The organism is Streptomyces sp. NPDC096040 (genome assembly GCF_040303265.1).
Classification (GTDB): Bacteria; Actinomycetota; Actinomycetes; order Streptomycetales; family Streptomycetaceae; genus Streptomyces.
On record NZ_JBEOTA010000021.1, the window covers coordinates 88,584 to 111,968 of the forward strand.

Sequence of the window (23,385 nt, forward strand, 5' to 3'; positions counted from 1 at the left end):
GTCAGGGGGTCGAGCGGGCGGCCGCGTCCAGGTGGCGGCCGAGCCGGCGGACGAGCAGGGCCATCTCGTGGGCCAGCTGGCCGACGTCGGTGCGGACGTCACTGAGGACGGCGAGCCGGCTGCCGTGCCCGGCCGGGGTCACGAAGAGATAGGCGTCGTCGAGCATCACCATGGTCTGCCGCACCTCTCCGGCGCCGAACCGGTCCCCCGCCGAACGGGCCAGGCTGTGGAAGCCGGAGCAGACGGCCGCGAGATGCTCGATGTCCCGTCGCCGCATGCCGTCGGAGTGGCTGAGCGGAAGCCCGTCCGCGGTGAGCAGCACGGCCTGCCGGACGTGGTCGGTCCGGGCAACGAGATCGTCGAGAAGCCACCCGAGGTCACTGCCGGGCCGGACGCCGGGCCCCGGCCCGACGGGGGCGCGGCCGGAGCCGGGACCGGCACTGGGGCCAGGATCCACGTCGGGGGCAGGACCGTCGCTGCGGCCGGGATCCGCAGCAGGGCCGGGACCAGCAACGCGGCCGGCATCCACGCCAGCGCCAGGACCGCCACTGCGGCCGGAATCCACGACGGAACCAGAACCAGCACCGCGGCCGGCATCCCCGTCAGCGCCGGGACCAGAAACGCGGCCGGCATCCACGCCAGCGCCAGGACCGCCACTGCGGCCGGAATCCACGACGGAGGCAGGACCAGCAACGCGGCCAGGATCCACGGCGGAGCCAGGGCCGACACTGCGACCGGGATCCGCGGCGGAGGCAGGACCAGCACCGCGGCCGGGATCCGCAGCAGGGCCGGGACCAGCACTGCGGTCGGCATCCGCGTCAGGGGCGGGGCCTGGGTTCGGGGCGGGGCGGTTGTCAGTGGTCATCGGCGGAGGGCGTCCTTTCCTCGGTGGGGGGCGGCTCGTCCGTGTCGACGGGTAGTCCCTTGCGCCCCCGGTCCAGGCCCCGCTGGAACGCTCCGAAGACCGCCCTCATCTCCTCGGCGTCCAGGTCGCGTGCTTCCCTGGGCGCCGGCTCGGTGCGCAGTTCGGGGGCGAGGGAGGCCTGGCGCCGCCGGGTGGGCAGCGCGGGGGCGACGGGCGCGCGGGACACGTCGTAACCGGATTCCGCAGTCCCGCCCGACCGGGCGCCCGGCTCCGCTCCCGTGTCCGGCCCGCCCGGCCGCATGTCCTCCGCGAGGAGCGCGGCACCACCCCGCGCCGGCAGCGCGCCGCCCACCGCGCCGGGCCGGCGTCCCTGGGCCGACGCCGACGCCGACGCCGACGGCGCTCGCCGCTCCCCCTCCTCCGACACCTCCGCCAGCACCGCCCGCGGCAGCAGCACCACCGCGGTGGTACCCCCGTACGGCGACTCGCGCAGGGTCACCTCGATGCCGTGCCGGGCGGCCAGGCGGCCCACGACGTAGAGGCCGAGGCGGTCGTGGCGGGTCGGGTCGAAGGCCTCGGGGTCGGTGAGGGTGCGGTGGGCCTCGGCGAGCTGCTCGGCGTCGAGGCCGAGGCCCCGGTCGTCGATCTCCAGGGTGAAGCCCTGGCCGACCCGGCCGGTGCGCAGCGTGACCTGGGTGTGCGGCGGCGAGAACACCGTGGCGTTCTCCAGCAGCTCGGCGAGCAGGTGCACGACGTCGGCGACGGCGTCCGCGGCGACCCCGACCTCGGGCATCGGCGGCACCACGACCCGTGTGTAGTCCTCGATCTCGCCGACCGCCGAGGCCACCACGTCGGCGACGGGCACGGGCCGCCGCCAGCGCCGCCCGGGGGTCGCGCCGGAGAGGATGATCAGGCTCTCCGCGTGCCGGCGCATCCGGGTGGTCAGATGGTCGATGCGGAACAGCTCGCCCAGGACGGCCGGGTCGTCGGTGCGTCGCTCCAGGGTGTCGACGAGTTTCAGCTGCCGGTGGACGAGGGCCTGGTTGCGGCGCGCGATGTTGAGCAGGACCGCGAACAGGCCCCTGCGCAGCGTGGCCTGCTTCACCGCCGCCTCGACCGCGGCCAGCCGCGCCCTGTTGAACGACCGGCCGACGTCCCCGATCTCGTCGTCCCCGGCCTCCCGAGCGGCCAGCGGCGGTGCCTCGGTAACCGCGTCCACGTCCTCACCGGTGCTCAACCGGTCCATCAGGGCGGGCAGTTGGTGTGCGGTGAGCAGATCGGCCGCGTCCCGCAGGGTTTCCAGGCGGCGCGAGATGCGGCGCGCCCCGCGCACCGCGAACCACAGCGAGAGCACCACCGCCGCCAGCCCGACCACACCGACGACGGCCGCCTCGGTCAGCTCCCGGTAGGCGAAGGCCCGGCCGCGCGCGGCGGAGTTCTCCGCCGACTTGGTGCACAGCAGCATGTACTGCTTGACGGCCCGGCCCATGGTGGAACGCCAGGTGTCCGCCGCGACGGCCGCGCCGGCCCGGGTCGCACCCGCCCGCAGCAACGCGTCCTCGCCACGCACCAGCGAGCGGTGCAGTTCGCCGCGCTGGAACTCCTCGAACAGCGCCCGTGAGTCCGACGGCAGGTCGGGGACATAGGTCCGTTCGAAGACGCGCCGGTCCTCGATGGTCTCGGTGAGGCCGGCGTACTGCCCGTCGGTGAGCCGCCCGGCGGCGCGTGCGCCCGCGACCAGTGCGTCCTCGCGGGAGACGAACTCCCGTACCCGCACCAGCTCGATCACCACCTGGGCCTCCCGGGCCAGTTGTCCGGCCTGGAGTGCGGTGAGGGTGGACTCGACGTCGAAGCCGGGCTCCACGAGCGCGCTGTAGTCGCTGACGGCGCTGTCCCAGGAGATCTTCCGGGACAGCACCCGCTCGCGCAGTCTCTCCAGCCTGCCGGTGGCGGTCACCATCGCGTCGAGGGCCTCGCGCTGCCGCTCGCTGAGTCGGCCGCGGTCACCGCCCTGGATCGCGTCCCGCATGGCGTCCACCGCCCGGTCGGTGCGCCGCTGCTGTCCGAGCAGGTCGGCGGCGGTCGCCGTGTCGAGCCGTGAGCCCAGGTAGGCCGCCGACAGCCGCCGTTCGATCTGGATCTGCCCGACGGCGGTGTCGACGGGGGTGCCGAAGTCGTCGTACACCCCCTGGAGCCTGATCAGCGCGCGTAGTTCGGCGGTGACCGAGACCATTGCGAAGCTCCACAGGGCCGTCAGTGCGACGGCCGGGGCGAGGGCGAGCGCCACGATCCGCGCGCGGACTGTGGTGGGTCGGCGAGCGAAGCGAGATGGGTGTCCCCCCGGCCGAAGGGTGGGGGAGGGCGAGCGCATGGATACCTACCGGTGTTACCAGCGAGTAAGGAGCCCGGCACAACCTACGGGATGGCCCCCATGACCGCAATGGCTGCCCCGGGTAACCCCGGGTTAAGGCTCGACGGTGAACGTGCTGACGACGGCCGCGTGGTCGGAGGGCCAGTCGTTGCCCGCCACCTCGGGCCAGGGCGTCGGGGTGCCGCTGACATAGGTCCGGGAGTCGAGCACGCGCAGCCCCCTGTGCAGCACGTAGTCGATCCGGTCCTGCGGCTCGGGCAGCCCGCTGCCGTCCTCCCGCACGGGGTGGATCGGCGACCAGGTGTGCCCCGGCGCGGCGACCGGATCCGGATGGACCTCCCGGTAGGAGTCGCGGAACCCCGCCTCCTCGGCGGCCCTGGTCACCGGCCACTCGACGTCCGTCCAGTCCAGGTGGGAGGGGCAGTTGAAGTCCCCCACGAGCACCACGGGCACCGCGCCGTCCCCGATCCACCGCAGCGCCTCCCGCAACTGCCCGAGCCGCACCTCCTCGTGGGCGATCAGCTCGGCCGCCCCGAGCCCGTCGAAGTGGAACTCGTAGGGCCCGTACGGCGTGTAGTGCAGATGCGCGGTCCAGATGTCGACCTCGCGTCCGGGACGTACGGCGATCCGCACCCCGGCGGCTCCGTAGAAACCGACCTCCGGGTCGCCGAGGCGGGCGGTGATGGGATAGCGGCTGACGATTCCGAGGTTCTCCCCGGCGGAGTGGTGGTGCCAGCCGAGGGCCTCGGCGAGTTCCCGGGCCGAGGTGCCGGCGGTCTCCTGGAGGCCGACGACGTCCGCACCGGTGTCGAGGACGGCCTTGACCTGCTTGGCGCGGTGGTCGTCGATGCGGCTGCCGCCGAGCCACAGGTTCCAGGACATGACCCGCAGTTCCGGTACGGCCATGTCGCTCAGCTCCTTGGGGGTGACCCCGACGAGGGTGTCCCGGACGGTCCGGCCCGGGGCGCCGCCGATCGGTGCGAGCGAGGGTACGGCGAGGACCGCGCAGCCGGCGGCCTCGGCGGAGGCGACCCCGGTCTCGGTGTCCTCGACGGCGACACAGGCCGCCGGGTCGACAGCGAGGGCGCGGCAGGCGGCGAGGTAGGGGTCGGGGGCGGGCTTGGTGCGGCCGGTGTCGTCGGCGGTGACGGATACGGCGAACCGGCCGGGGCCGAGCGCGTCGAGCACGAGGTCGGCGACCGCGCGTGGGGACGCGGTGACCAGGGCGGTGGGAACGTCGGCCGCGGCCAGCGCGTCCAGCAGGTCGAGGGCGCCGGGGCGGGGCACGATGCCGGTGCGGACGCGGCCCGCGAACTCCCGGTGCAGCTCGGCCGCGAGGTCGGTGCCGGACCTGCCGGTGCTGTCGGCCAGCCACTGGGCGGTGTGCTCGACCGGCCGGCCCAGCACATCGGGCTCGTCGGCCTCGCCGAGCGTCCGCCCGGCAACGCGTTCCACCGCCTCCCACCACAGTCGCTCGGTGTCGACGAGCGTTCCGTCCATGTCGAACAGGACGGCTTGGAGCGGGAGCCGGGGGTGGGGGGTCACGTTGTTGTCATTCCTTACTTCTGGACTTCTGGACTTCTGGACGAATGGCTGTGGTTCTCCGGCGGGGGCTCCTCACCCCTGCGCACGGTCCGCCACGAGCACCGGCCGCTCGGGCAGCGACACGCTCACAGCGGCTCCGGCGCCGAGCCCGGCGGCCTCATGGGCGGGCAGATCGGCCTTGGCCTCGGTGCCGTCGGCGAGCCGTACGGTGACCCGGACGACCGCGCCCAGGAAGGCGGTGGCGACGACGGTGGCCGTACCGGTGCCGTCCGCGCGCACCCGGACCGCCTCGGGCCGCACCAGCACGTCGACCTCGCTCGCACCCGGCACCGGCCCGTCGACCGGCAGCCGCTGCCCGAGCACCTCGACCCGGTCGTCCTTCACCGTGCCCGGGATCCGGCTCATCGTGCCGACGAACTCGGCGACGAAGGCGGTGGCCGGACGGCCGTACAGCTCGGCGGGCTCGGCGCACTGTTCGAGCCGCCCGGCGCGCATCACGGCGACCCGGTCGGCGACGGACAGCGCCTCCTCCTGGTCGTGCGTCACGAACAGTGTGGTGATGCCGAGTTCCTGCTGGAGCCGGCGGATCTCCTCGCGCAGCGTCAGCCGGACCTTGGCGTCGAGGGCGGACAGCGGCTCGTCGAGGAGGAGCACCCGGGGCCGCAGGGCGAGGGCACGGGCGAGCGCGATGCGCTGCTGCTGGCCGCCGGAGAGCTGGTGGGGGAACCGCTCCCCCTTGTCGGCGAGTCCGACCAGCTCCAGCAACTCGGAGGCCGTGGCCCGCCGTTCGGCCGTACGGACCTTGCGCATGCGCAGCCCGAACGCCACGTTGTCGACGGCGTTCAGATGCGGGAAGAGGCTGTACGACTGGAAGACCATCCCGGCGTCACGGCGGTGCGCCGGGACGTGGGTGACGTCCTCGCCGTCCACCAGCACCGCGCCGGAGTCGGGGTGTTCGAACCCGGCGAGCATGCGCAGCGCGGTGGTCTTGCCACAGCCGGACGGGCCGAGCAGGGCCAGGAACTCCCCCGGGCGGACGGTCAGATCGAGTCGGTCGAGGGCGACGGTGGCGCCGAACTCCCGTCGCAGCGACCGGAATTCGACGGTGGCGGCCGTGGTGGTGGCCTTCTCGGGCGTGCTGACACTCATGGTTCATCCCCGGGAGGAAGCGGTACGGTCACGGCCGCCGGCACCGGCGAGCGCGAGGAGCAGGGCCCAGGTCACGAGGAGACTGAGCACGGACACGGCGACGGACATCTGGGCCTGCGAGCCGCCGACGTTGTAGATCCAGACGGCGAAGGGCTCGAAGCCGAGCAGCCGGGCGACGGTGAACTCGCCGAGCACCAGCGCGAGGGTGAGGAAGGCCGCGTTGAGCAGCGCCCCGCGCAGGTTGGGCAGGACGGCCCGGACAAGGGCCTGCGGCCACGAAGCCCCACAACTGCGGGCGGCCTCGACGAGGGTGCGCACATCGATCGCCCGCAGTCCGGCGTCCAGCGCCCGGTAGACGAAGGGCAGCGCCATCACGACGTACGCGAGGACCAGTACGACCGGGAAGTCCGGGTTCTGGATGGCGACGAACGTCTCGAAGAGCGGGGTCCTGGACAGGTAGTCCGGCCCCCACTTGAGCACGCTCGCGATCCCGGCGACGAACGCGATCGGCGGCACCACCAGCGGCAGTGAGCAGACGATCTCGACAACGGGCCGCAGCCTGGGCGCGCTCAGCCGCAGGGCGACCACGGCCGGCACCATCAGCAGCAGCACGACGACGATGGTGGCCACCGCCAGCTCCAGCGAGAGCAGCAGGCTGGAGAGGAAGCCGTCGGCGGACAGGATCTGGGTGTACGCGTCGAAGGTGACGCCCTGGCCCGGCACGTCGACGGTGAAGACGACGGAGGCGCCCAGCGGGACCAGGAAGTACAGGGTGGCAAGGCCGAGGACGGCCCAGCGCCAGGGGGTCAGGCGTCGAGCCATCGGGCACTCCGTCGTTGCAGGGGCAGGTACACGGCCATCACCAGGCCCGCCACCAGCACCATGTCGAGGCTCAGGGCGAGGGCCACGTTCTCCTGGCCGACCAGGACGTTGCCGGAGAGGGCGTCGGCGATCTGCAGGGTGACCAGCGGGACCGCGCTGCCGACCATCGCCGCGGCGGTGGCGTAGGCGGCGAAGGCGCTGCCGAAGAGCAGCACAAGGCCGCCGAGCAGCGAGGGCGCGAGCACGGGCAGCGCCACGAACCGCCAGTACTGCACACCGGTGGCGCCGTTGTTGAGCGCGGCCTCCCGCCACTGTGCCCGCAGTCCGTTCAGGGCGGGGGTGATGGTGAGGACCATCAGCGGGATCAGGAAGTAGAGGTAGACCAGGACCAGTCCCCAAAAGCTGTACAGGTCCCAGCCGTGGTCCGCGAGCCCGAGGTGCACGGTCAGCACACCGGCGTTGCCGAGGGTCGCCACGAACGCGAAGGCCAGCGGTACACCGCCGAAGTTGGCGAGCACACCGGAGGCGGTGAGCACGGCCTCGCGCAGCGCCCGGGAGCGCGAGCTGACGACGGCCTGCGCGAGCGGCAGCCCGAGGACGGCCGCGAGCCCCGCGGAGAGAGCGGACAGCTTGACGCTCCCGACGAGGGCGGTGAGATACGGCCCCTGCAGCGAGTCGCTGAGATTCCGCCCGGTGTACGAACTTGCCCCACTGGCCGGGTCCTTGACCGTGAAGGCGCCGTTCAGCATGGCCACGGCCGGCAGCCCGAAGGCGACGGCCGTGAAGACGAGCAGCGGGACGACGGCCAGCCAGCCGGGGGCGCGGCGCCGCCGCTTCTGGGAAGCGGCGGACGCCACGTCGGCCCGCGTGAGCGTGGCCGTCATCCGGAGACGGCCTTCGACCAGCCCTGCGCAAGGACGGTCTTGGCCTTGTCCTGCTGCGCCTCGGTCGGGAAGGACGGCGTACCGGAGACCGCGGGCAGCTTGGCGGCGGCGGTCTTGTCCAGCGTGCCGGCGGACTCCAGGGAGGTCATCAGGACCGGACGGGCGTAGCCCTTGAGCCACAGGTTCTGGCCCTCGGTGCTGTACAGGTACTCCTGCCACAGACGGGCGGCCGCCGGGTGCGGGGCGTCCTTGTTGACGGCCTGCGAGTAGTACTGGGCGTACTGGCCGTCGGTGGGGATGGCGACCTTCCAGTCGACGCCCTTGGACTTGAACTCGTCGGCGTACCCGGCGTTCAGGTAATCCCAGTCGATCGAGATGGGTGTCTCGCCCTTCTCGACGGTGGCCGGGGTGGACTCGACGGGCGTGTAGTTGCCGTTCTTCTTGATCTTGGCGAAGAAGTCCAGACCGGGCTGGATGTCGTCGAAGGAGCCCTTGTTGGCGAGCGCGGCCGCGTACACGCCGCCGAAGGCGGAGCCGGACTTGGTCGGGTTGCCGTTGAGGGCGACCTGGCCCTTGTACTGCGGCTTGAGCAGGTCGGCGAAGGTGGTCGGGCAGGTCTTGACGCGCTTGGCGTCGCAGCCGATGGAGATGTAGCCGCCGTAGTCGTTGTACCAGCGGGCCTGCGGGTCCTTCTGGCCGGTGGGGATGTCGGCGTACGAGGTGACCTTGTACGGCGCGAGCAGGCCCTGCTGGGCCGCGCTGAGCGCGAAGGACGAGCCGAGGTCGAGGACGTCCGGGGTCCGGTCCTGGCCCTTCCGCGAGGTCACGGCGTTGATCTCGTCCTGGCTGGAGCCGTCGGGGCTCTCGTCCTCGATCTTGATGCCGTACTTCTTCTGGAAGCCGTCGATGATGGCGCCGTAGTTCGCCCAGTCACGGGGCACGGCGATGATGTGCAGCGTGCCCTCCTTCTTCGCTGCGGCGACCAGCTTGTCCATGCCGCCGAGGTCGGCGGCGGAGGTGGCGGTGGCGGCGTTCTTGCCGTCGGAGGTGGTGGACGACGCGTTGTCGGGGGCGGCGCCGCAGGCGCTCAGGGCGAACGCGGCAACGACGGCGAGGGAGCCGCCGAGGACGGCGGTTCTCGGCAGGGACACGGTCACGGTCTCTCCAGGGAGTACGCACGAGGGTGGGTAGCGCTGTGGGCGGCGCCGAGCGAACTTGTCTGAACAAGTCGGCCCCAGTACGCCCGGCGTGAGTGACCTGTTCATGAACACAGCAGAAACACCGGCCCCCGTTTCCCTGCACATTCACGGCTGACACGAATCACCCCACACCGTCGATTAGGCTGGTCACGCTGTGCACAGCGGCCTACTCAGAGGGGAAGCATGACGGCGCGACACGAGGAGATCGCCGACGAGTTGCGGTGCGCCATCGACCGCGAGGAGTACACCGTCGGCAGTCGGCTGCCCTCGGAGACGGAGCTGGCGGCGCACTACGGCGTGTCCCGCGGCACCGTCCGCCAGGCCGTCGCCGCGCTCACCTCCGAGGGCCTGATCGGCTCCCGCCAGGGCGCCCGCCGGGTGGTGCTGGCCAGCCGCCGCAGCCAGAGCTTCGCGGAGCTGCGCAGTTTCGCGCAGTGGGCGAAGGCGATGGGCCGCGAGGCGACGGGACACGTGGTCTCCCAGGAGTACCGGCCGGCCGCACAGGAGGACGCGGTGCGCCTCCAACTCCCCGTCGGCACACCCGTGTTGCACGTACTCCGGGTACGCGGCCTGGACGGCGAGCCGGTGTTGCTGGAGCGCACGGTGTACGCGGACTGGATCTCCCCGGCGGTGGAGGCGATAGAGCCTGAGTGTCCGTCAGTCACACAACGGCTTTACGACGACACGGGGTTGGTCTTCGCGTACGGGGAGCATGTCATCGACGCGGTCGCCTGCGGCGCGCGGGACGCCGAATTGCTGGGCGTACGCCGGTCGAGTCCGCTGCTGCGGGTGCGGCGGGTGACGACGACGCGGGAAGGGCGGCCGGTGGAGTGGTCGGACGACCGGTATCGGCCGGATGCGGTGAGTTTCAGCGTGCACAACTCCATTGGGAGCAATGCGCTGGCGCGGAAGACCGCGGAGTAGGGGGCGGGGGTGCGGTCGTATGCCGGGTGCGGGTGAGTGGTGGCTGATCGCGCAGTTCCCCGCGCCCCTATAGGTGGGAATCAGCTGAGTTGCCTTTAGGGGAACTGCGCGACAAGCCACACACCACCCGCACCCGGCATACGACCGCACCCCCCGAGCTCTCCCCGTCCCTCACCCCGGCGCCCCCGAAGAGAACCTCCTCAGCAGCGGCGACAGCACCAGCACCGACTTGGTCCGCTCGACGAACGGCTCACCGGCGATCCGCTCCAGCACCCTCTCGAAGTGCCGCATGTCCGACGCGAAGACCTGCACGACCGCGTCGGCCTCGCCGGTGACCGTGGACGCGGCCACCACCTCCTGGTAGCGCTCCAGGCCCCGCTGGATGGTCTCCGGTGAGGTGTTGCGCCGGCAGTAGATCTCGACGAACCCCTCCGTCTCCCAGCCGAGGGCCGCCGGATCGACCCGCACGGTGAAACCCGTGATCGCGCCGGTGGCGCGCAGCCGGTCCACGCGCCGTTTGACGGCGGGCGCGGACAGGCCGACCAGTTGCCCGATGTCCGCATAGGAGCGGCGGGCGTCCTCGGCGAGGGCGTGCACGATGCGTTCGTCGAGATCGTTCAGCAAGGGGTCGTTCAGCTTTCAGGTGTTGCAAGACGGGACCGGCGATAGCCGTATACGAAGTAGAACACGAGCCCGACCGCCATCCAGACACCGAAGACCACCCAGGTGACGGCCGAGAGGCTGCCCATCATCCAGACGCAGAATCCGAAGCCCAGCGCGGGCAGCAGCGGGGACAGCGGGACGCGGAAGGTGCGGGGCATGGCCGGGCGCGTGCGGCGCAGTACCACCACCGCGATGTTCACCAGGCCGAAGGCGAACAGCGTGCCGATGCTGGTGGCGTCGGCGAGCTGCCCCAACGGGATCGCGGCGGCGAGGACCCCGCAGAAGAGGGAGACGATCACGGTGTTGGCCCGGGGCGCTCCGGTCTTCGGGTGGACCTTGGCGAACACCTTGGGCACCAGGCCGTCCCGGGACATCGCGAAGAGGATGCGGGTCTGGCCGTAGAGCACGGTCAGGACCACGCTGGCGATGGCGACGACCGCGCAGGCGGCCAGCAGGGTGCCCCAGAAGCTCTGGCCGGTGACGTCCCGCATGATCTGGGCGAGGGCGGCCTCGGAGTCGTTGAACTGCCGCCACGGCTTCGCACCGACGGCAACCGCCGCGACGAGGACGTACAGCGCCGTCACGATGACCAGCGACAGCATGATGGCCCGGGGCAGGTCGCGCTGCGCGTTCTTCGCCTCCTCGCCGGCGGTGGAGGCGGCGTCGAAGCCGATGTACGAGAAGAACAGCGTCGCCCCGGCCGCGCTGACGCCGGCCATGCCCAGCGGCATGAAGTGGGCGTAGTTGCCGGACCTGAAGCCCATGAAGCCGATGGCGCAGAACAGCACCAGCGCGGCGATCTTCACAGACACCATGATCGTGTTGGCCCGCGCCGACTCCTTGGCACCGCCGAGCAGGAACACCATCGCGAGGAGCACGACGATCAGGGCGGGCAGGTTGAAGACACCGCCGTCGACACCGGGCGGCGCGGACAGGGCCTTCGGGAGGGTGACGCCGATGGTCCCGGCGAGCAGCTCGTTGAGGTACTCGCCCCAGCCGACCGCGACCGCGGCGACCGAGACGCCGTACTCCAGGAGCAGACACCAGCCGCAGACCCAGGCGATCAGCTCGCCCATCGTCGCGTATGCGTAGGAGTACGAGGAGCCGGCGACCGGGATGGTGCCCGCCAGCTCGGCGTAGGAGAGCGCCGAGAAGAGCGCGGTCAGCCCGGCGATCACGAAGGAGAGGGTGACGGCCGGGCCGGCCTTGGGGACGGCCTGGCCCAGGACCACGAAGATGCCGGTGCCGAGGGTGGCGCCGATGCTGATCATCGTCAGCTGCCAGAGCCCGAGGGAACGCCGGAGCGTGCCGCCTTCACCCTGCCCGCCTTCGGCCACCAGCCGCTCGACGGGCTTCCGCCGCATCAGACGGGCGCCGACGGAGGGGGAAACGTCGGTTCGTGGGGGTGCGCCTTGGTCAAGCACGCGCGGCTCCTTCGTCGCTGCGGGTCTGGGCGGCCGGGGACCGACGGCGCCCATCCCGCTGGGACCCGCCGAGCGGGGTCCCAGCCACGCCACGTACAGCGCACGACCCTATGAGCCGACGCTTCACGGACGTAATGCAGCAACCTTGCACGTACACGCAAAATCGTTGCGTGTGGGGTCGGAGGGTGCACATTCATTGCGCGCACCGGCAACGCACCCCTTCAGGGGCGCGCGGAGGTCAGCTCCAGCTCGCGTGCAGCGGCTTGCCCTCCGCGTAGCCCGCGGCGCTCTGGATGCCCACGATCGCCTTCTCGGCGAACTCCTCCAGGGACCCCGCACCGGCGTACGTGCACGAGGACCGCACGCCCGCGATGATCGAGTCGATCAGGTCCTCCACACCCGGCCGGGCCGGGTCGAGGAACATCCGGGACGTCGAGATGCCCTCCTCGAAGAGCGCCTTGCGGGCCCGGTCGTAGGCCGACTCGTCGGACGTACGGTTGCGCACCGCACGCGCGGAGGCCATGCCGAAGGACTCCTTGTACAGCCGCCCGTCGGCCGCCTGCTGGAGGTCGCCCGGCGACTCGTAGGTGCCGGCGAACCAGGAGCCGACCATCACGTTGGACGCGCCCGCGGCCAGCGCCATGGCGACGTCACGCGGGTGCCGGACACCACCGTCGGCCCAGACGTGCTTGCCGTACTTCTTCGCCTCGGCGGCGCACTCCAGGACCGCCGAGAACTGCGGCCGGCCGACGCCGGTCATCATGCGGGTGGTGCACATGGCGCCGGGGCCCACGCCGACCTTGATGATGTCCGCGCCCGCGTCGACGAGGTCCTTGACGCCCTCGGCGGAGACGATGTTGCCGGCCGCGATCGGGACCTGCGGGTCAAGCCCGCGGACCAGCCTGATCGCGCTGATCATCGACTCCTGGTGGCCGTGGGCGGTGTCGATGACGAGCGTGTCGACGCCCGCGTCGAGCAGCTGCTTGGCCTTGTCCGCGAAGTCCCCGTTGATCCCGACGGCGGCGGCGATGCGCAGCCTGCCGTGCGCGTCGGTGGCCGGGGTGTACAGCGTGGCGCGCAGGGCGCCCTTGCGGGTGAGGATGCCGGCGAGCTTGCCGTCCTGGTCGACGGCCGGGGCGTAGCGGCGGTTGGCCGCGTCCAGCTTGTTGAACGCCTCGCGCGGGTCGATGTCCGCGTCGAGGAGCAGCAGGTCACGGGACATGACCTCGGCCAGCTGGGTGAAGCGGTCGACGCCGTTGAGGTCCCGGTCGGTGACGACACCGACAGGGCGGCCGTCCTCGTCGACGACGACACCGGCGTTGTGCGCGCGCTTGGGCAGCAGGGCCAGCGCGTCGGCGACGGTCTGGTGCGGGGCGAGCACGATCGGGGTGTCGAGCACCAGGTGGCGGCTCTTCACCCAGGTGATGACATCGGTGACCACATCGATCGGGATGTCCTGCGGGATCACGACGAGTCCGCCGCGCCGGGCCACCGTCTCGGCCATCCGCCGGCCCGCGATCGCGGTCATGTTGGCGACGACCAGCGGGATGGTGGTGCCCGTGCCGTCCGGCGAGTTGAGGTCCACGCCCTGACGCGAGCCGACCGCGGAGCGGCTCGGCACCATGAAGACGTCGTCGTACGTCAGGTCGTACGCGGGCTGGATGTCATTGAGGAAACGCACGTGCCGCACATCCCGGTCGATCAGAGGTGACCCCCGGACCGGCCGGCCAAGGGGAAAAGCACGTACTTGATTGTCCCATGGCGACCGGTATGCGGTGCCCGGGACGAACGTCCAGGCAGGTCAGCGGCCCTTGGGAGGAACATCCAAGGGCTGTGCGCGGGGCTCCTCGCGTCAGCCGAGGGCAAGCGCCACCGTCAGCCTCGGTTCTCCGGCGGCCGCCTGGGCGAACACGTCCTGGGCGGTCTTCCACTCGTCCGGCCGGGTCCCCGCGTATCCCTGCCAGCCGGTGACGACGACGAGGAGCCCGCGGTCGAGGGCCTCCGGCGGCCAGACCGAGGGGTCGCGGAGACTGTCGGCGAGGGCGTCCCAGTTGCGGCCGAACCAGTCGGGCAGGCTCAGCGCGGCGGCGGCGCGGTCCATGAGGCCGGCCTTGTCGGCGACCTCGGTGAGGTCGAGCATGACCAGATGCGGACTCGTCGTCATCTCAGCACCGCCCGGGAGGGGTTGTGGACATCACCGGTGTAGTAGATCCCACCGGTGCGCCGGGTGACAATGCGCACCGGCGTCATGCCTTCCCGGCGGTCTCGGGAGCCGCGGGCAGGTCGTCGAGGAAGTCCGCGGAGGGCACATGGAAGAGGGTGCCGGTGACCGCGGTGGAGAAGTCGAGGATCCGGTCGTGGCCGGCGTCCGCCGTACCGAGGAACATGTTGCGCAGCATGCGCTCGATGACGTCCGGCGTACGGGCGTACCCGATGAAGTAGGTGCCGAACTCGCCCTGGCCGGGGCTTCCGAAGGGCATGTTGTCGCGCAGGATGTCCTGCTCCTCGCCGTCCTCTCCGGTGACCGTGTTGAGGTCCACGTGGGAAGCGGGCTCCTCCAGTTCGATGTTGGTGGCCTTGGTACGGCCGATGATCCGCTCCTGGGTCTCGACCGGCAGCGCGTTCCAGGCGTCCAGGTCGTGCAGGTACTTCTGCACGACCACATAGCTGCCGCCGGCGTGCGCGGGGTCCTCCGCGCCGATCAGGACGGCCCTGCGGGCGGCGGCGCCGACCGGGTTCTCGGTGCCGTCGACGAAGCCCAGCAGGTCGCGGGCGTCGAGGTACTTGAAGCCCTGCACCTCGTCCTCGACGGTCACCGCGTCCCGCAGCCTGTGCATGATCTCCGCCGCGAGCCCGAAGCAGAGGTCGAAGCGGGTGGCCCGGATGTGGAAGAGGAGGTCGCCGGGGGTGACGACCGCGGTGTGCCGGGAGCCTGCCAGGGGCCGGAAGGGATGCAGCCCGGCCGGGCGCGGGTGGTCGAACAGCCGGTCCCAGGCCTCGGAGCCGATCCCCGCGACACAGCTCAGGGCGGCTTCGGGCCAACCGAACCCGAAGCTGCGCCGCAGCGCGCTCAGGTCACCCAGCACCTGCCGTACCTGCTCCTCGTGCCCGGGGCGGACGGTGACCACCAGGAAGATCGCGGCGGTGGTCAACGGGCTGAGCACGGGCTGTGGTTCGGCTTCCCCTGCGGGCTGGGGTTCAGTGGTCACCGCGTCCTCCCGATGCGATCGACACTCGGCCTGCCGTACACATACGCCGTGCACGCAAGTCGTACAGGTACGTCGTACACATAATCGGGGTCGGCGGCGCTCAGCCGATGCCGACGCTCCATACGACAGCGTCGAGATCGGCTCCCGGAGTGCGCTCACAGAGTCCGGAGGAAGACCTCGATGTGCCGGGCGACCCGGTCCGGTGCCTCCAGTGGGGACAGATGGCCGACCCCGTCCAGCTCGGTGAGGGTCGCGGTGGGGATCAGGGGGAGCAGGTGCTCGCGCAGCACCTGCGGCGGGTCGACCCTGTCGTCACTGCCGGCCAGCACCAGGACCGGTACGTCGATCTTCCCGACGCCGCCGGAAAGGTCCTCGACGAGCCCCTGCCACGGCCAGGCCGAGCGGGCCGCCTCCCCCGCCCGGGAGCTGTCCTCCTGGACCTGGCGGCGCAGGAACTCGGGCGTCACCCCGACCGGGGCGGGCGGCGCGGGCGCGACAAGCACCAGGCCCTTGAGCCCGGGCGGGAGGCGAGGAGCTGGGCGACCTTGCCGCCCATGGAGTGGCCGACGACCACGTACTCGCGTAGCCGAGCTGGTCGATGACCGGCTGGGGCGTCGTCGGCGAGCTGACCTCCGGCCACCCGGTTCGACCGAAGATTGTTTCGCTCCGCCGGAATAGACAGATCTGTCTATGAGGTTGACCGGGTCAGTTAGACAGACTGGTCTACTCACTGCACACGTCTGCGAACCGACGATCTCCCGCCCCGCCCCGCCCCGCCCCGCCCCGCCCCCGCGAAGGATCTCCCCGATGAACCACCTCGCATCGCCCGAGCGAACCAAGGCGTCGAGCAAGCCGATCCCGCCCCGCGCCGCGTTCTACGTGCTCGCCTCCATCGTCGTCTCCTTCCTCGCCGCGTCCAGCGCGCCCACCCCGCTCTACGCGTCCTACCAGGCCGAATGGGGCTTCAGCCCGATCACCACCACCGTGGTCTTCGGCATATACGCGATCGCCGTGCTCTCCGGCCTGCTGGTCCTCGGCAAGCTGTCCGACCACGTCGGCCGCCGCCCCGTCCTGATCACCGCGATCGCCGCCCAGGCCGTCGCGATGGTGCTGTTCTCCGTCGCCGGGGGCGTCGGCGAACTGCTCGTCGCCCGGGTCGTGCAGGGCCTGTCCACCGGTGCCGCGCTCGGTGCGGTCGGCGCCGCGATGATGGACATCAACCGCTCCCGAGGCACCGTGGCGAACGCCTTCGCTCCCGGCCTGGGCACCGCGACGGGTGCCCTGATCAGCGGCTTCGTCGTGCAGTACCTGCCTGCCCCGACCCATATGATCTACCTCGGCCTGCTCGCCGTGTTCGTGGCCCAGGCCGTCGCCATCACCCTGATCGACGAGACCGTCACCCGTGAGCCGGGCGCGCTGGCCGCCCTGGTGCCCGAGATCAAGCTGCCGCGCACGGTCCGTGGCGCCGCTCTCGCGGCCGCCCCGGTCATCTTCGCCGTCTGGGCGCTCGCCGGGTTCTACGGCTCCCTCGGCCCCGCCCTGGTCCGCACCCTGGTCGGCTCCGACTCCGCGGTCTACGGCGGCCTCGGCCTCTTCGTCCTCGCGTTCGTCGCGGCCGCCTCCGTCCTCGTCCTGCGCAGCGCCGGGGCGACGACCGTGATGTACACCGGCATCGGCGCGCTGATCGTCGGCGTCACCCTCACACTGCTGGCCGTCGCCCAGAGCGCACCGGTGCTGTTCTTCGTCGGGACGGCCGTCGCCGGCTTCGGCTTCGGCAGCGGCTTCCAGGGCGGCATCCGCACCGTGCTGCCGCTGACCAAGGCGCACGAGAGCTCGGGCGTGCTGTCCCTGCTGTTCGTCGTCGCCTATCTCGGCATGGGCGTCCCCGCCGTCATCGCCGGGGCGCTGGTGGTGCACGGCGGCGGGCTGGTCCCGACCTCCGAGGAGTACGGGGCGGTGGTCATCGCCCTGGCACTGCTGGCCCTCGCCGCCCTGCTGCTGCGCGGCGGTCCGCAGAGCGCGCCCGGGGTGCTGGTGACCGCCGGAGGCTCGCCGGCCGTCGAGGCCCGGGAGGCCGAACGCGCGGACACGGCGTCCCGGTGACTGAGTAGACCGGTCTGGTCAGCCATAGGCTGGAAGTTGTCGAGAAGGTGAGTGGGGTGAGTGGCATGACGAAGACGTCGAGTGCAAAGGCGTCGAGTGCCAAGGCTTCCACGGCACGGGAGCGGCTGCTCTCGGCCGCGAACGAGTTGTTCTACGCGGAGGGCGTGCAGACGGTCGGGATCGACCGGATCATCGAGCACGCCGGGGTCGCCAAGGCCTCGCTGTACAACACCTTCGGCGGCAAGGAACAGCTCATCCGCGCCTACCTCGACTCCCGGTACGCCAGGGTGTCCGCTCGGCTGCTGCGCGCCGTCGACGGCACCGACGATCCGCGGGAGCGGCTGCTGGCCGTCTTCGACGCGCAGGCCGCGCTCTTCACCCAGCAGGGCTACCACGGCTGCGCCTTCGTGGCGGCCAGCGCGGAGGCCAAGCAGGGCAGCGCCATCGAAGAGGTCTCCGATGCCTACCGCGCCTGGGTGCGGGCCCTGTTCGCCGACCTCGCCCGGGACGCCGGCGCCCCGGACCCCGAGGGCCTCGCCCGCCAGCTCCACCTGCTGTACGACGGGGGCGGCCTGTCCGCGCGGATGGACCGCGACCCGTCGGCGGGCGCGGTCGCCCGGCAGGCAGCAGCAGTCCTGATCGACGCGGCGCTGGCCGCACGTTCCTGAGCCTGAGAGCCCGTTTCCCGAGGCCCGCTCCAGAGAGCGAGTTCGTCGACAACCGCCGTCTGCTGGTTCGGCGGCAACTGCGGCTTCGACACGGCGGTCATCGCACGAGGGCAGGAAAAGGCTTCACCGGCCCCGGAGTTGGGCGCCCGCCACTGCCGTCCTCGCGACCGCGGCCAACGCCGACGCCATGGAGCGCCGCGGCAGCGTCGTCATCGATGCCGCCGCGGCGTTGCCATGATCCCCGTCAGGTTCCGTCGGGGTCGGAACGGTTCAGCGTCGGCTTGGGCGTCGGCCCGGTCGTCATCAGGTAGTCGGCGGCCGAGGTGTCGGTGACGAGGCTGGTGACCAGCCCCGACCTCAGCACCGCGTCGATCGCGGCCGCCTTGCGCTGCCCGCCCGCGATCGCGACGACCTCGGGGATACGGCGCAGCTGGTCGGCCTTGACCGTGATGCATCGTTCCCCCAGGTCGCGTCCGACTCGGCGGCCGTCGGCGTCGAAGAGGTGCGCGGCCATCTCGGCGGCGACGCCGAGCGTGGCGTAGTGCGCACGCTCCTCGTCACTGAGCATGTCGTGCACCGTCGAGATGCCGCGCTCCCAGGAGCCGATGGAGACACAGGCGACCGTGACCTTGTCGAAGTACTCGAAGGCCCGGGCGATGCCGGTCTGGTTGCGCAGCGCGGCCGCGGTGGCCGCGTCCGGCAGCAGCATCGGCGCGTAGATGGGGTGGGCGTCGCCGCCGGACACCTGCGCGGCGCGCCGGACGGCCTCGACCGAACCCCGCTCGGAGGTCCCGGCGTCGTACACGCCCGTCAGCTGCACCACCGTGCACGGGGGCAGCCGGTCGAGCGCCGCCGCCATGTGGATGGTGGACCGGCCCCAGGCGAGACCGAGCACATCGCCCTCGTTGACGAGTTCGCCGAGCAGGTCGGCGGCGACCTCGCCGAGGTTCTCGGGGTCGGGGGTCTCCTCCGCCTCGGCCGGGGACTCGACCACGACGGCGTGCCGTAGACCGTAGCGGGCGCGGAGCGCGTCGGAGCGCTCCGCGTCCAGTTCGGCCGGCACACGGATCTCGATGCGTACGAGATCCCTTTCGAGGGCAGTCTCCAGTACCCGGGCCACTTTGAAGCGGCTGACGCCGAACTCCTCAGCGATCTGGATCTTGGACTTGCCCTCGAGGTAGAAGCGGCGGGCCATGGCCGCCGCCTGCACCAGCTCAGCGGGTCCCATCCGCATGGCTGACCGGCCCGCCGACATACCCGACACGGCCATCTCCTCACTGCTGTTCACACTCTGGATACGCCGTTCATCCTTGCAGATCCGGCGCAGTCGATCAGCCCTGATCGGAGCCGTTCACGTTCCCGTACCTCAGTGGTCGCACGCCCACGACGCGGCGGCCGTGGCCGCCTCTGCCTGGGTGCGTAGTGCACGTACCGCCTCTGCCGGGTCGTTTGCCCCGTACACCGCTGAACCTGCCACAAAAACGTCGGCTCCGGCGTCCGCGCACCGCTCGATCGTCGTCGCCGAAACTCCACCGTCCACCTGCAGCCACAACTCCAGCCCGTGCTTGCTGATCAACTCCCGGGTACGGCGGATCTTCGGCAGCATGATGTCGAGAAACGACTGGCCGCCGAAGCCCGGCTCCACCGTCATGACCAGCAGCATGTCCAGCTCGGGGAGCAGGTCCTCGTACGGCTCGATGGGCGTCGCGGGCTTGAGCGCCATGGAGGCACGGGCACCCTTCGCCCGGATCTCACGCGCGAGCCGCACCGGGGCGGCCGCCGCTTCCACATGGAAGGTGACGGAGGAGGCACCCGCTTCGACGTACTGGGGTGCCCAGCGGTCGGGGGCCTCGATCATCAGATGGCAGTCCAGCGGGGTGTCCGTGGCCCGGGCCAGGGACTCTACGACCGGCACACCGAGCGTGAGGTTCGGGACGAAGTGGTTGTCCATGACGTCGACGTGGAGCCAGTCGGCGCCTTCGACCGCCTTGGCCTCGTCCGCGAGGCGGGCGAAGTCGGCGGACAGGATGCTGGGGTTGATCTGCACGGCCATGCGTCAAGCGTGCCATGCCCTGCCGGGTTCGGGCCCCGTGGGGTTCGGGGGTGGTCGGGGTTGCGGGTCATCCGCGGGTGGCTGGGGGCTGGTCGCGCTCACGCGGCGGTGGCCGCAAATCGACACAGCCGCGCGCCCCTGACGGGGCGCTCCTCAGCCGACGTCAGCCAGTCCTTCGGATCAGCGCCAGGTACATCGCGTCCGTACCGTGCAGGTGGGGCCAGAGCTGCACGTCGGGCCCCTCGCCCAGCTCCGGCACACCCGGCAGCAACGGGCGCGCATCCACCAGCTCCGTCTCCGGGTGCTGCTTCAGCACGTCCTGGACCACCGCGCGCGTCTCCGCGAGATGCGGCGAGCACGTGGCGTACCCGACGATCCCGCCCACCCGCACCGACTCGATCGCGGTACGCAGCAGCGCACGCTGCAGCGGGGCGAAGTTGTCGAGGTCCTCGGGCCGGCGGCGCCAGCGCGCCTCCGGGCGGCGGCGAAGGGCACCGAGCCCGGTGCACGGGACGTCCATCAGCACCCGGTCGAAGGTGCCGGGACGCCACGGCGGCCGCGTGCCGTCGGCGGCGATGACCTGGTACGGCCCCGGATTGCCGTGCAGCGCCTTCTCCACCAGACCGGCCCGGTGCGGCTGCTTCTCCGAAGCAAGAAGTACGGCCCCGCGCTCAGCGGCGAGCGCGGCGAGCAGCGCGGCCTTGCCGCCCGGCCCGGCGCAGCCGTCGAGCCAGGTCCGGTCCGGGCCGTCGAGCGGCACGTTGGCGAGCGCGAGGGCCACCAGCTGGCTGCCCTCGTCCTGCACACCGGCCCGGCCCTCCCGCACGGCCTCGATGGCGCCGGGCTCCCCACCCTCGCTGAGCCGCACCGCGTACGGCGACCAGCGCCCCGGCACGGCCGCTTCCTCATCGAGCAGCTCCTCGGCGGTGGCCCGCCCCGGCCGGGCGACCAGCGTCACCTCGGGCCGCTCGTTGTCGGCGGCCAGCAGTTCCTCGATCCCCGCACGGCCCCCGCCCAGGGAGTCCCAGAGTGCCGAGACGACCCACCGCGGGTGCGAGTGCACCACGGCGAGATGGTCTTCGGGGTCCTGGTCGTAGGAGGGCGCGACCTTCGCGAGCCAGCCGTCGAGGTCCTCCTGCGCGACCTTGCGCAGTACGGCGTTGACGAACTTGGCCCGTCCGTCTCCCAGCACCACCCGGGCCAGCTCGACGGAGGCGGACACGGCGGCGTGGGACGGGATCCGCGTGCCGAGGAGCTGGTGGACACCAAGGCTCAGCACGTCCAGCACCGGCGGGTCGACCTCGCGCAGCGGCCGGTCGACGCACTCGGCGATGATCGCGTCGTACGTCCCCTGCCGGCGCAGCGTCCCGTACACCAGCTCGGTCGCGAGGGCGGCGTCCCTCGCGTCGAACTTGTCGAGCCCCTCCTTCTCCCGCGCCTTGCGCAGCAACGGCGGCAGCACGAGGTTGGCATACGCGTCCCGCTCGTCCACGGCGCGCAGCGCCTCGAAAGCGAGGAGGCGGACGGGGTCCTTCTGGGGACGACGGTAGGGCTTGGCGGGCCGACGCGGCCCCCGCGACTGCTGGCTCACGAAAAAGGTGCTCCGGTTATGGGAATGATGCGACTCCCAGGGTACGCCGCGCACGCCGGAAAGCCGCTGCTGAGAAGGGGCGGCTCAGTCGCCGAGGGTCTCCCCGGCGCCGATGCGCACGCCACGCGCCCAGTCGGCCGCCCGCATCGGCTTCTTGCCCTGGGCCTGCACCCAGAGCAGTTCCACGGCGTAGGACCCCGTCCCCACGTGCGCGCTGTGCTTCCCGACGGCGATCTGGGCCGGCGCGAGGTCGGTCCGCTCGGGCACCGGCGTGACCTGGATCAGCTTGAGCCGCTCACCGCGGAAGGTGGTCCAGGCACCGGGGGCGGGAGTGCAGCCGCGCACCACCCGGTCGACCCGCAGCGCGGGCGCCGACCAGTCGACCCTGGCGTCCTCGACGGTGATCTTCGGGGCGAGGGTGATGCCCTCGGCCGGCTGCGGTACGGCCTTGAGCGTGCCGTCCTCGATGCCGTCCATGGTCGCGGCGAGCAGCCCGGACCCGGCGAACGCGAGCCGCGTCAGCAGATCACCGCTGGTGTCGGTGGGCCGGATCTCCTCGGTGACGGTCCCGTAGACGGGCCCGGAGTCGAGGCCCTCCTCGATCAGGAAGGTGGACGCGCCCGTGATCTCGTCGCCCGCCATGATGGAGTGCTGGACGGGCGCCGCCCCACGCCAGGCGGGGAGCAGCGAGAAGTGCAGATTGACCCACCCGTGGGCCGGCACGTCGAGGGCGACCCGCGGCAGCAGCGCACCGTAGGCGACGACCGGGCAGCAGTCCGGCCCGATGGCCTTCAGCCGCTCAAGGAACTCCGGATCGCGCGGCTTCTGCGGCCTCAGCACCTCGATCCCGGCCTCCATCGCCCGCTCGGCCACAGGGGAAGCGACCAGCCTGCGGCCCCGCCCGGCCGGCGCGTCGGGCCGCGTGACCACGGCGGCCACCTCGTGCCGCCCGGAGGCGATGAGAGCGTCCAGAGCGGGAACGGCGACTTCGGGGGTACCGGCGAAGACAAGCTTCATGGGCGACTGAGGGCCTCTCGGACGGGACGAACACGGGCAACGCACAAGTCTATGCCGCAACCCGAAACCACCACCCACGAACCGCAAGCCGCCGACGGCGAAGGCCCCACAGGTCGCCTCAGCCTCTCTGCCGGCCCGAACGGGCGGTGCGCGGCCCGGAGAGAACGCCACAACACTCCGGGTGGTGCACACCCCGGCGCACGGCGTACGCATATGCCCATACGCCCCCACACCGTGACCAGCGGAGCGCCCACGCGTTGGTCAAGAAAGAGTTGACCACAACGGGCCGCATACGCGGCCCATTCCTTTCAACGCCGGTTCGAGAGGCTTGTTCATGGCCGACCACGCAACCCACGACGCCCAGGCCCGGGCCAGCCTGCACTTGTTGGTGCGGGACATCGAGCGGGTCCGCCGGCAGGTGGACGCACTGCGCACCCTCACCGCCCAGTTGGGCAACGTCTACCGCCCGCGCCGCTCCGGCCCGTCCACGGGCTTCGTCGTCTACGGACGCGCCCCCGCCCCGACGGTCCGCCTTGCCCAGGAACTCCGGGACAGCGTCGAAACCCTGGTCACGGCCGCCGTGGACTTCGACCGCTCACTCGGCTTCTCGTGGGACGCGGTGGGCTCCGCGCTCGGGGTGACCAAGCAGGCGGTGCACCGCCGTTACGGCGCCCGTCGCGCCGCGGCCCAGCCGACGCCGGTCGCCGAGACCGAACGGCCGACGGAGCCGTCCGGCACCCGCACGATCAACGTGGGCGCCGGCCTGCCCACGGTCCCCACGGTCCCGGCCGCCCGCTCCATGCCGACCCAGCCGACCGCGGGCAGCCCCACCCTCCGCGACGAGGCGAGGCCAACAGCCTTCCCAGGCCCGCGCAACGGCTGACCCGCGCAACGGCAG

General features: G+C 71.8%; 21 protein-coding genes. 4 read left to right on the forward strand and 17 right to left on the reverse strand.

Going from position 1 to position 23,385, the window contains the following annotated elements:
- Position 1 precedes the first annotated feature (1 nt).
- The 7 genes from ABTY98_RS27435 to ABTY98_RS27465 all read right to left on the reverse strand — a co-directional run bounded on the left by ABTY98_RS27435 (position 2) and on the right by ABTY98_RS27465 (position 8,793).
- Positions 2-457, reverse strand: a complete 456-nt coding sequence (locus ABTY98_RS27435; protein ID WP_352223666.1) for a roadblock/LC7 domain-containing protein — start codon at positions 455-457, stop codon at positions 2-4.
- A gap of 397 nt (positions 458-854) precedes the next feature.
- Positions 855-3,152, reverse strand: coding sequence for a sensor histidine kinase (locus tag ABTY98_RS27440; protein WP_352223667.1), 2,298 nt, complete (start codon positions 3,150-3,152; stop codon positions 855-857).
- Between the two features lie 177 nt (positions 3,153-3,329).
- Positions 3,330-4,781 carry an HAD-IA family hydrolase gene (locus ABTY98_RS27445; protein ID WP_352223668.1) on the reverse strand — a complete coding sequence of 484 codons (1,452 nt, stop codon included), beginning with the start codon at positions 4,779-4,781 and terminating at the stop codon, positions 3,330-3,332.
- Positions 4,782-4,853: 72 nt separating this feature from the next.
- Positions 4,854-5,930: an ABC transporter ATP-binding protein gene (locus ABTY98_RS27450; protein ID WP_352223669.1), complete on the reverse strand. Its 1,077-nt coding sequence runs from the start codon at positions 5,928-5,930 to the stop codon at positions 4,854-4,856.
- A 3-nt stretch (positions 5,931-5,933) separates the two neighbouring features.
- Positions 5,934-6,752: an ABC transporter permease gene (locus ABTY98_RS27455; RefSeq protein WP_352223670.1), complete on the reverse strand. Its 819-nt coding sequence runs from the start codon at positions 6,750-6,752 to the stop codon at positions 5,934-5,936.
- Positions 6,737-7,636, reverse strand: a complete 900-nt coding sequence (locus ABTY98_RS27460) for an ABC transporter permease (protein WP_352223671.1) — start codon at positions 7,634-7,636, stop codon at positions 6,737-6,739. The genes ABTY98_RS27455 and ABTY98_RS27460 overlap by 16 nt, the downstream gene beginning before the upstream one ends.
- Entirely contained in the window at positions 7,633-8,793 is a 1,161-nt protein-coding gene (locus ABTY98_RS27465; protein WP_352223672.1) for an ABC transporter substrate-binding protein, read from the reverse strand. Before ABTY98_RS27465 ends, ABTY98_RS27460 begins: the two co-directional genes overlap by 4 nt.
- Before the next feature lie 225 nt (positions 8,794-9,018).
- Between ABTY98_RS27465 and ABTY98_RS27470 the strand changes: the two genes are divergently transcribed.
- Positions 9,019-9,759, forward strand: coding sequence for a GntR family transcriptional regulator (locus ABTY98_RS27470; protein WP_352223673.1), 741 nt, complete (start codon positions 9,019-9,021; stop codon positions 9,757-9,759).
- A gap of 171 nt (positions 9,760-9,930) precedes the next feature.
- On the opposite strand, the gene ABTY98_RS27475 is transcribed toward ABTY98_RS27470, so the two are convergent.
- From ABTY98_RS27475 to ABTY98_RS27500, 6 genes are all read right to left on the reverse strand, one after another.
- Entirely contained in the window at positions 9,931-10,383 is a 453-nt protein-coding gene (locus tag ABTY98_RS27475; RefSeq protein ID WP_046726552.1) for an Lrp/AsnC family transcriptional regulator, read from the reverse strand.
- A gap of 8 nt (positions 10,384-10,391) precedes the next feature.
- Positions 10,392-11,846 (reverse strand): amino acid permease, encoded by a 1,455-nt coding sequence (locus ABTY98_RS27480; protein WP_352223674.1) that lies wholly within the window; start codon positions 11,844-11,846, stop codon positions 10,392-10,394.
- Between the two features lie 238 nt (positions 11,847-12,084).
- Positions 12,085-13,527: a GuaB1 family IMP dehydrogenase-related protein gene (locus tag ABTY98_RS27485; protein WP_352223675.1), complete on the reverse strand. Its 1,443-nt coding sequence runs from the start codon at positions 13,525-13,527 to the stop codon at positions 12,085-12,087.
- A gap of 171 nt (positions 13,528-13,698) precedes the next feature.
- Entirely contained in the window at positions 13,699-14,010 is a 312-nt protein-coding gene (locus ABTY98_RS27490; RefSeq protein WP_352223677.1) for a barstar family protein, read from the reverse strand.
- Between the two features lie 82 nt (positions 14,011-14,092).
- Complete coding sequence (locus tag ABTY98_RS27495) at positions 14,093-15,055, reverse strand: Dyp-type peroxidase (RefSeq protein ID WP_352223678.1); 963 nt, start codon at positions 15,053-15,055, stop codon at positions 14,093-14,095.
- 155 nt (positions 15,056-15,210) lie between these two features.
- A complete protein-coding gene (locus ABTY98_RS27500; protein WP_352223679.1) occupies positions 15,211-15,558 on the reverse strand; it encodes an alpha/beta fold hydrolase in 348 nt (115 codons plus the stop codon).
- Between the two features lie 304 nt (positions 15,559-15,862).
- Between ABTY98_RS27500 and ABTY98_RS27505 the strand changes: the two genes are divergently transcribed.
- Both ABTY98_RS27505 and ABTY98_RS27510 read left to right on the forward strand, forming a co-directional pair.
- The gene (locus ABTY98_RS27505) at positions 15,863-17,158 is read left to right on the forward strand and encodes an MFS transporter (protein ID WP_352223680.1); all 1,296 of its coding nucleotides are present in this window, start codon (positions 15,863-15,865) and stop codon (positions 17,156-17,158) included.
- Positions 17,159-17,223: 65 nt separating this feature from the next.
- A complete protein-coding gene (locus ABTY98_RS27510) occupies positions 17,224-17,826 on the forward strand; it encodes a TetR/AcrR family transcriptional regulator (RefSeq protein ID WP_352223681.1) in 603 nt (200 codons plus the stop codon).
- A gap of 244 nt (positions 17,827-18,070) precedes the next feature.
- Here the strand turns inward: ABTY98_RS27510 and ABTY98_RS27515 are convergent, their stop codons facing one another.
- The 4 genes from ABTY98_RS27515 to fmt form a co-directional block, all read right to left on the reverse strand.
- Positions 18,071-19,114, reverse strand: a complete 1,044-nt coding sequence (locus ABTY98_RS27515; protein WP_352223682.1) for a sugar-binding transcriptional regulator — start codon at positions 19,112-19,114, stop codon at positions 18,071-18,073.
- A gap of 78 nt (positions 19,115-19,192) precedes the next feature.
- On the reverse strand, positions 19,193-19,879 hold the full coding sequence (gene rpe, locus ABTY98_RS27520) for a ribulose-phosphate 3-epimerase (protein ID WP_352223683.1): 687 nt from the start codon (positions 19,877-19,879) through the stop codon (positions 19,193-19,195).
- 163 nt (positions 19,880-20,042) lie between these two features.
- A complete protein-coding gene (locus ABTY98_RS27525; RefSeq protein ID WP_352223684.1) occupies positions 20,043-21,470 on the reverse strand; it encodes an RsmB/NOP family class I SAM-dependent RNA methyltransferase in 1,428 nt (475 codons plus the stop codon).
- Between the two features lie 84 nt (positions 21,471-21,554).
- The gene (gene fmt / locus ABTY98_RS27530; RefSeq protein ID WP_352223686.1) at positions 21,555-22,487 is read right to left on the reverse strand and encodes a methionyl-tRNA formyltransferase; all 933 of its coding nucleotides are present in this window, start codon (positions 22,485-22,487) and stop codon (positions 21,555-21,557) included.
- A 334-nt stretch (positions 22,488-22,821) separates the two neighbouring features.
- On the opposite strand from fmt, the gene ABTY98_RS27535 reads away from it, so the two are divergent.
- Positions 22,822-23,370, forward strand: a complete 549-nt coding sequence (locus ABTY98_RS27535; protein WP_352223687.1) for a hypothetical protein — start codon at positions 22,822-22,824, stop codon at positions 23,368-23,370.
- Positions 23,371-23,385 lie beyond the last annotated feature (15 nt).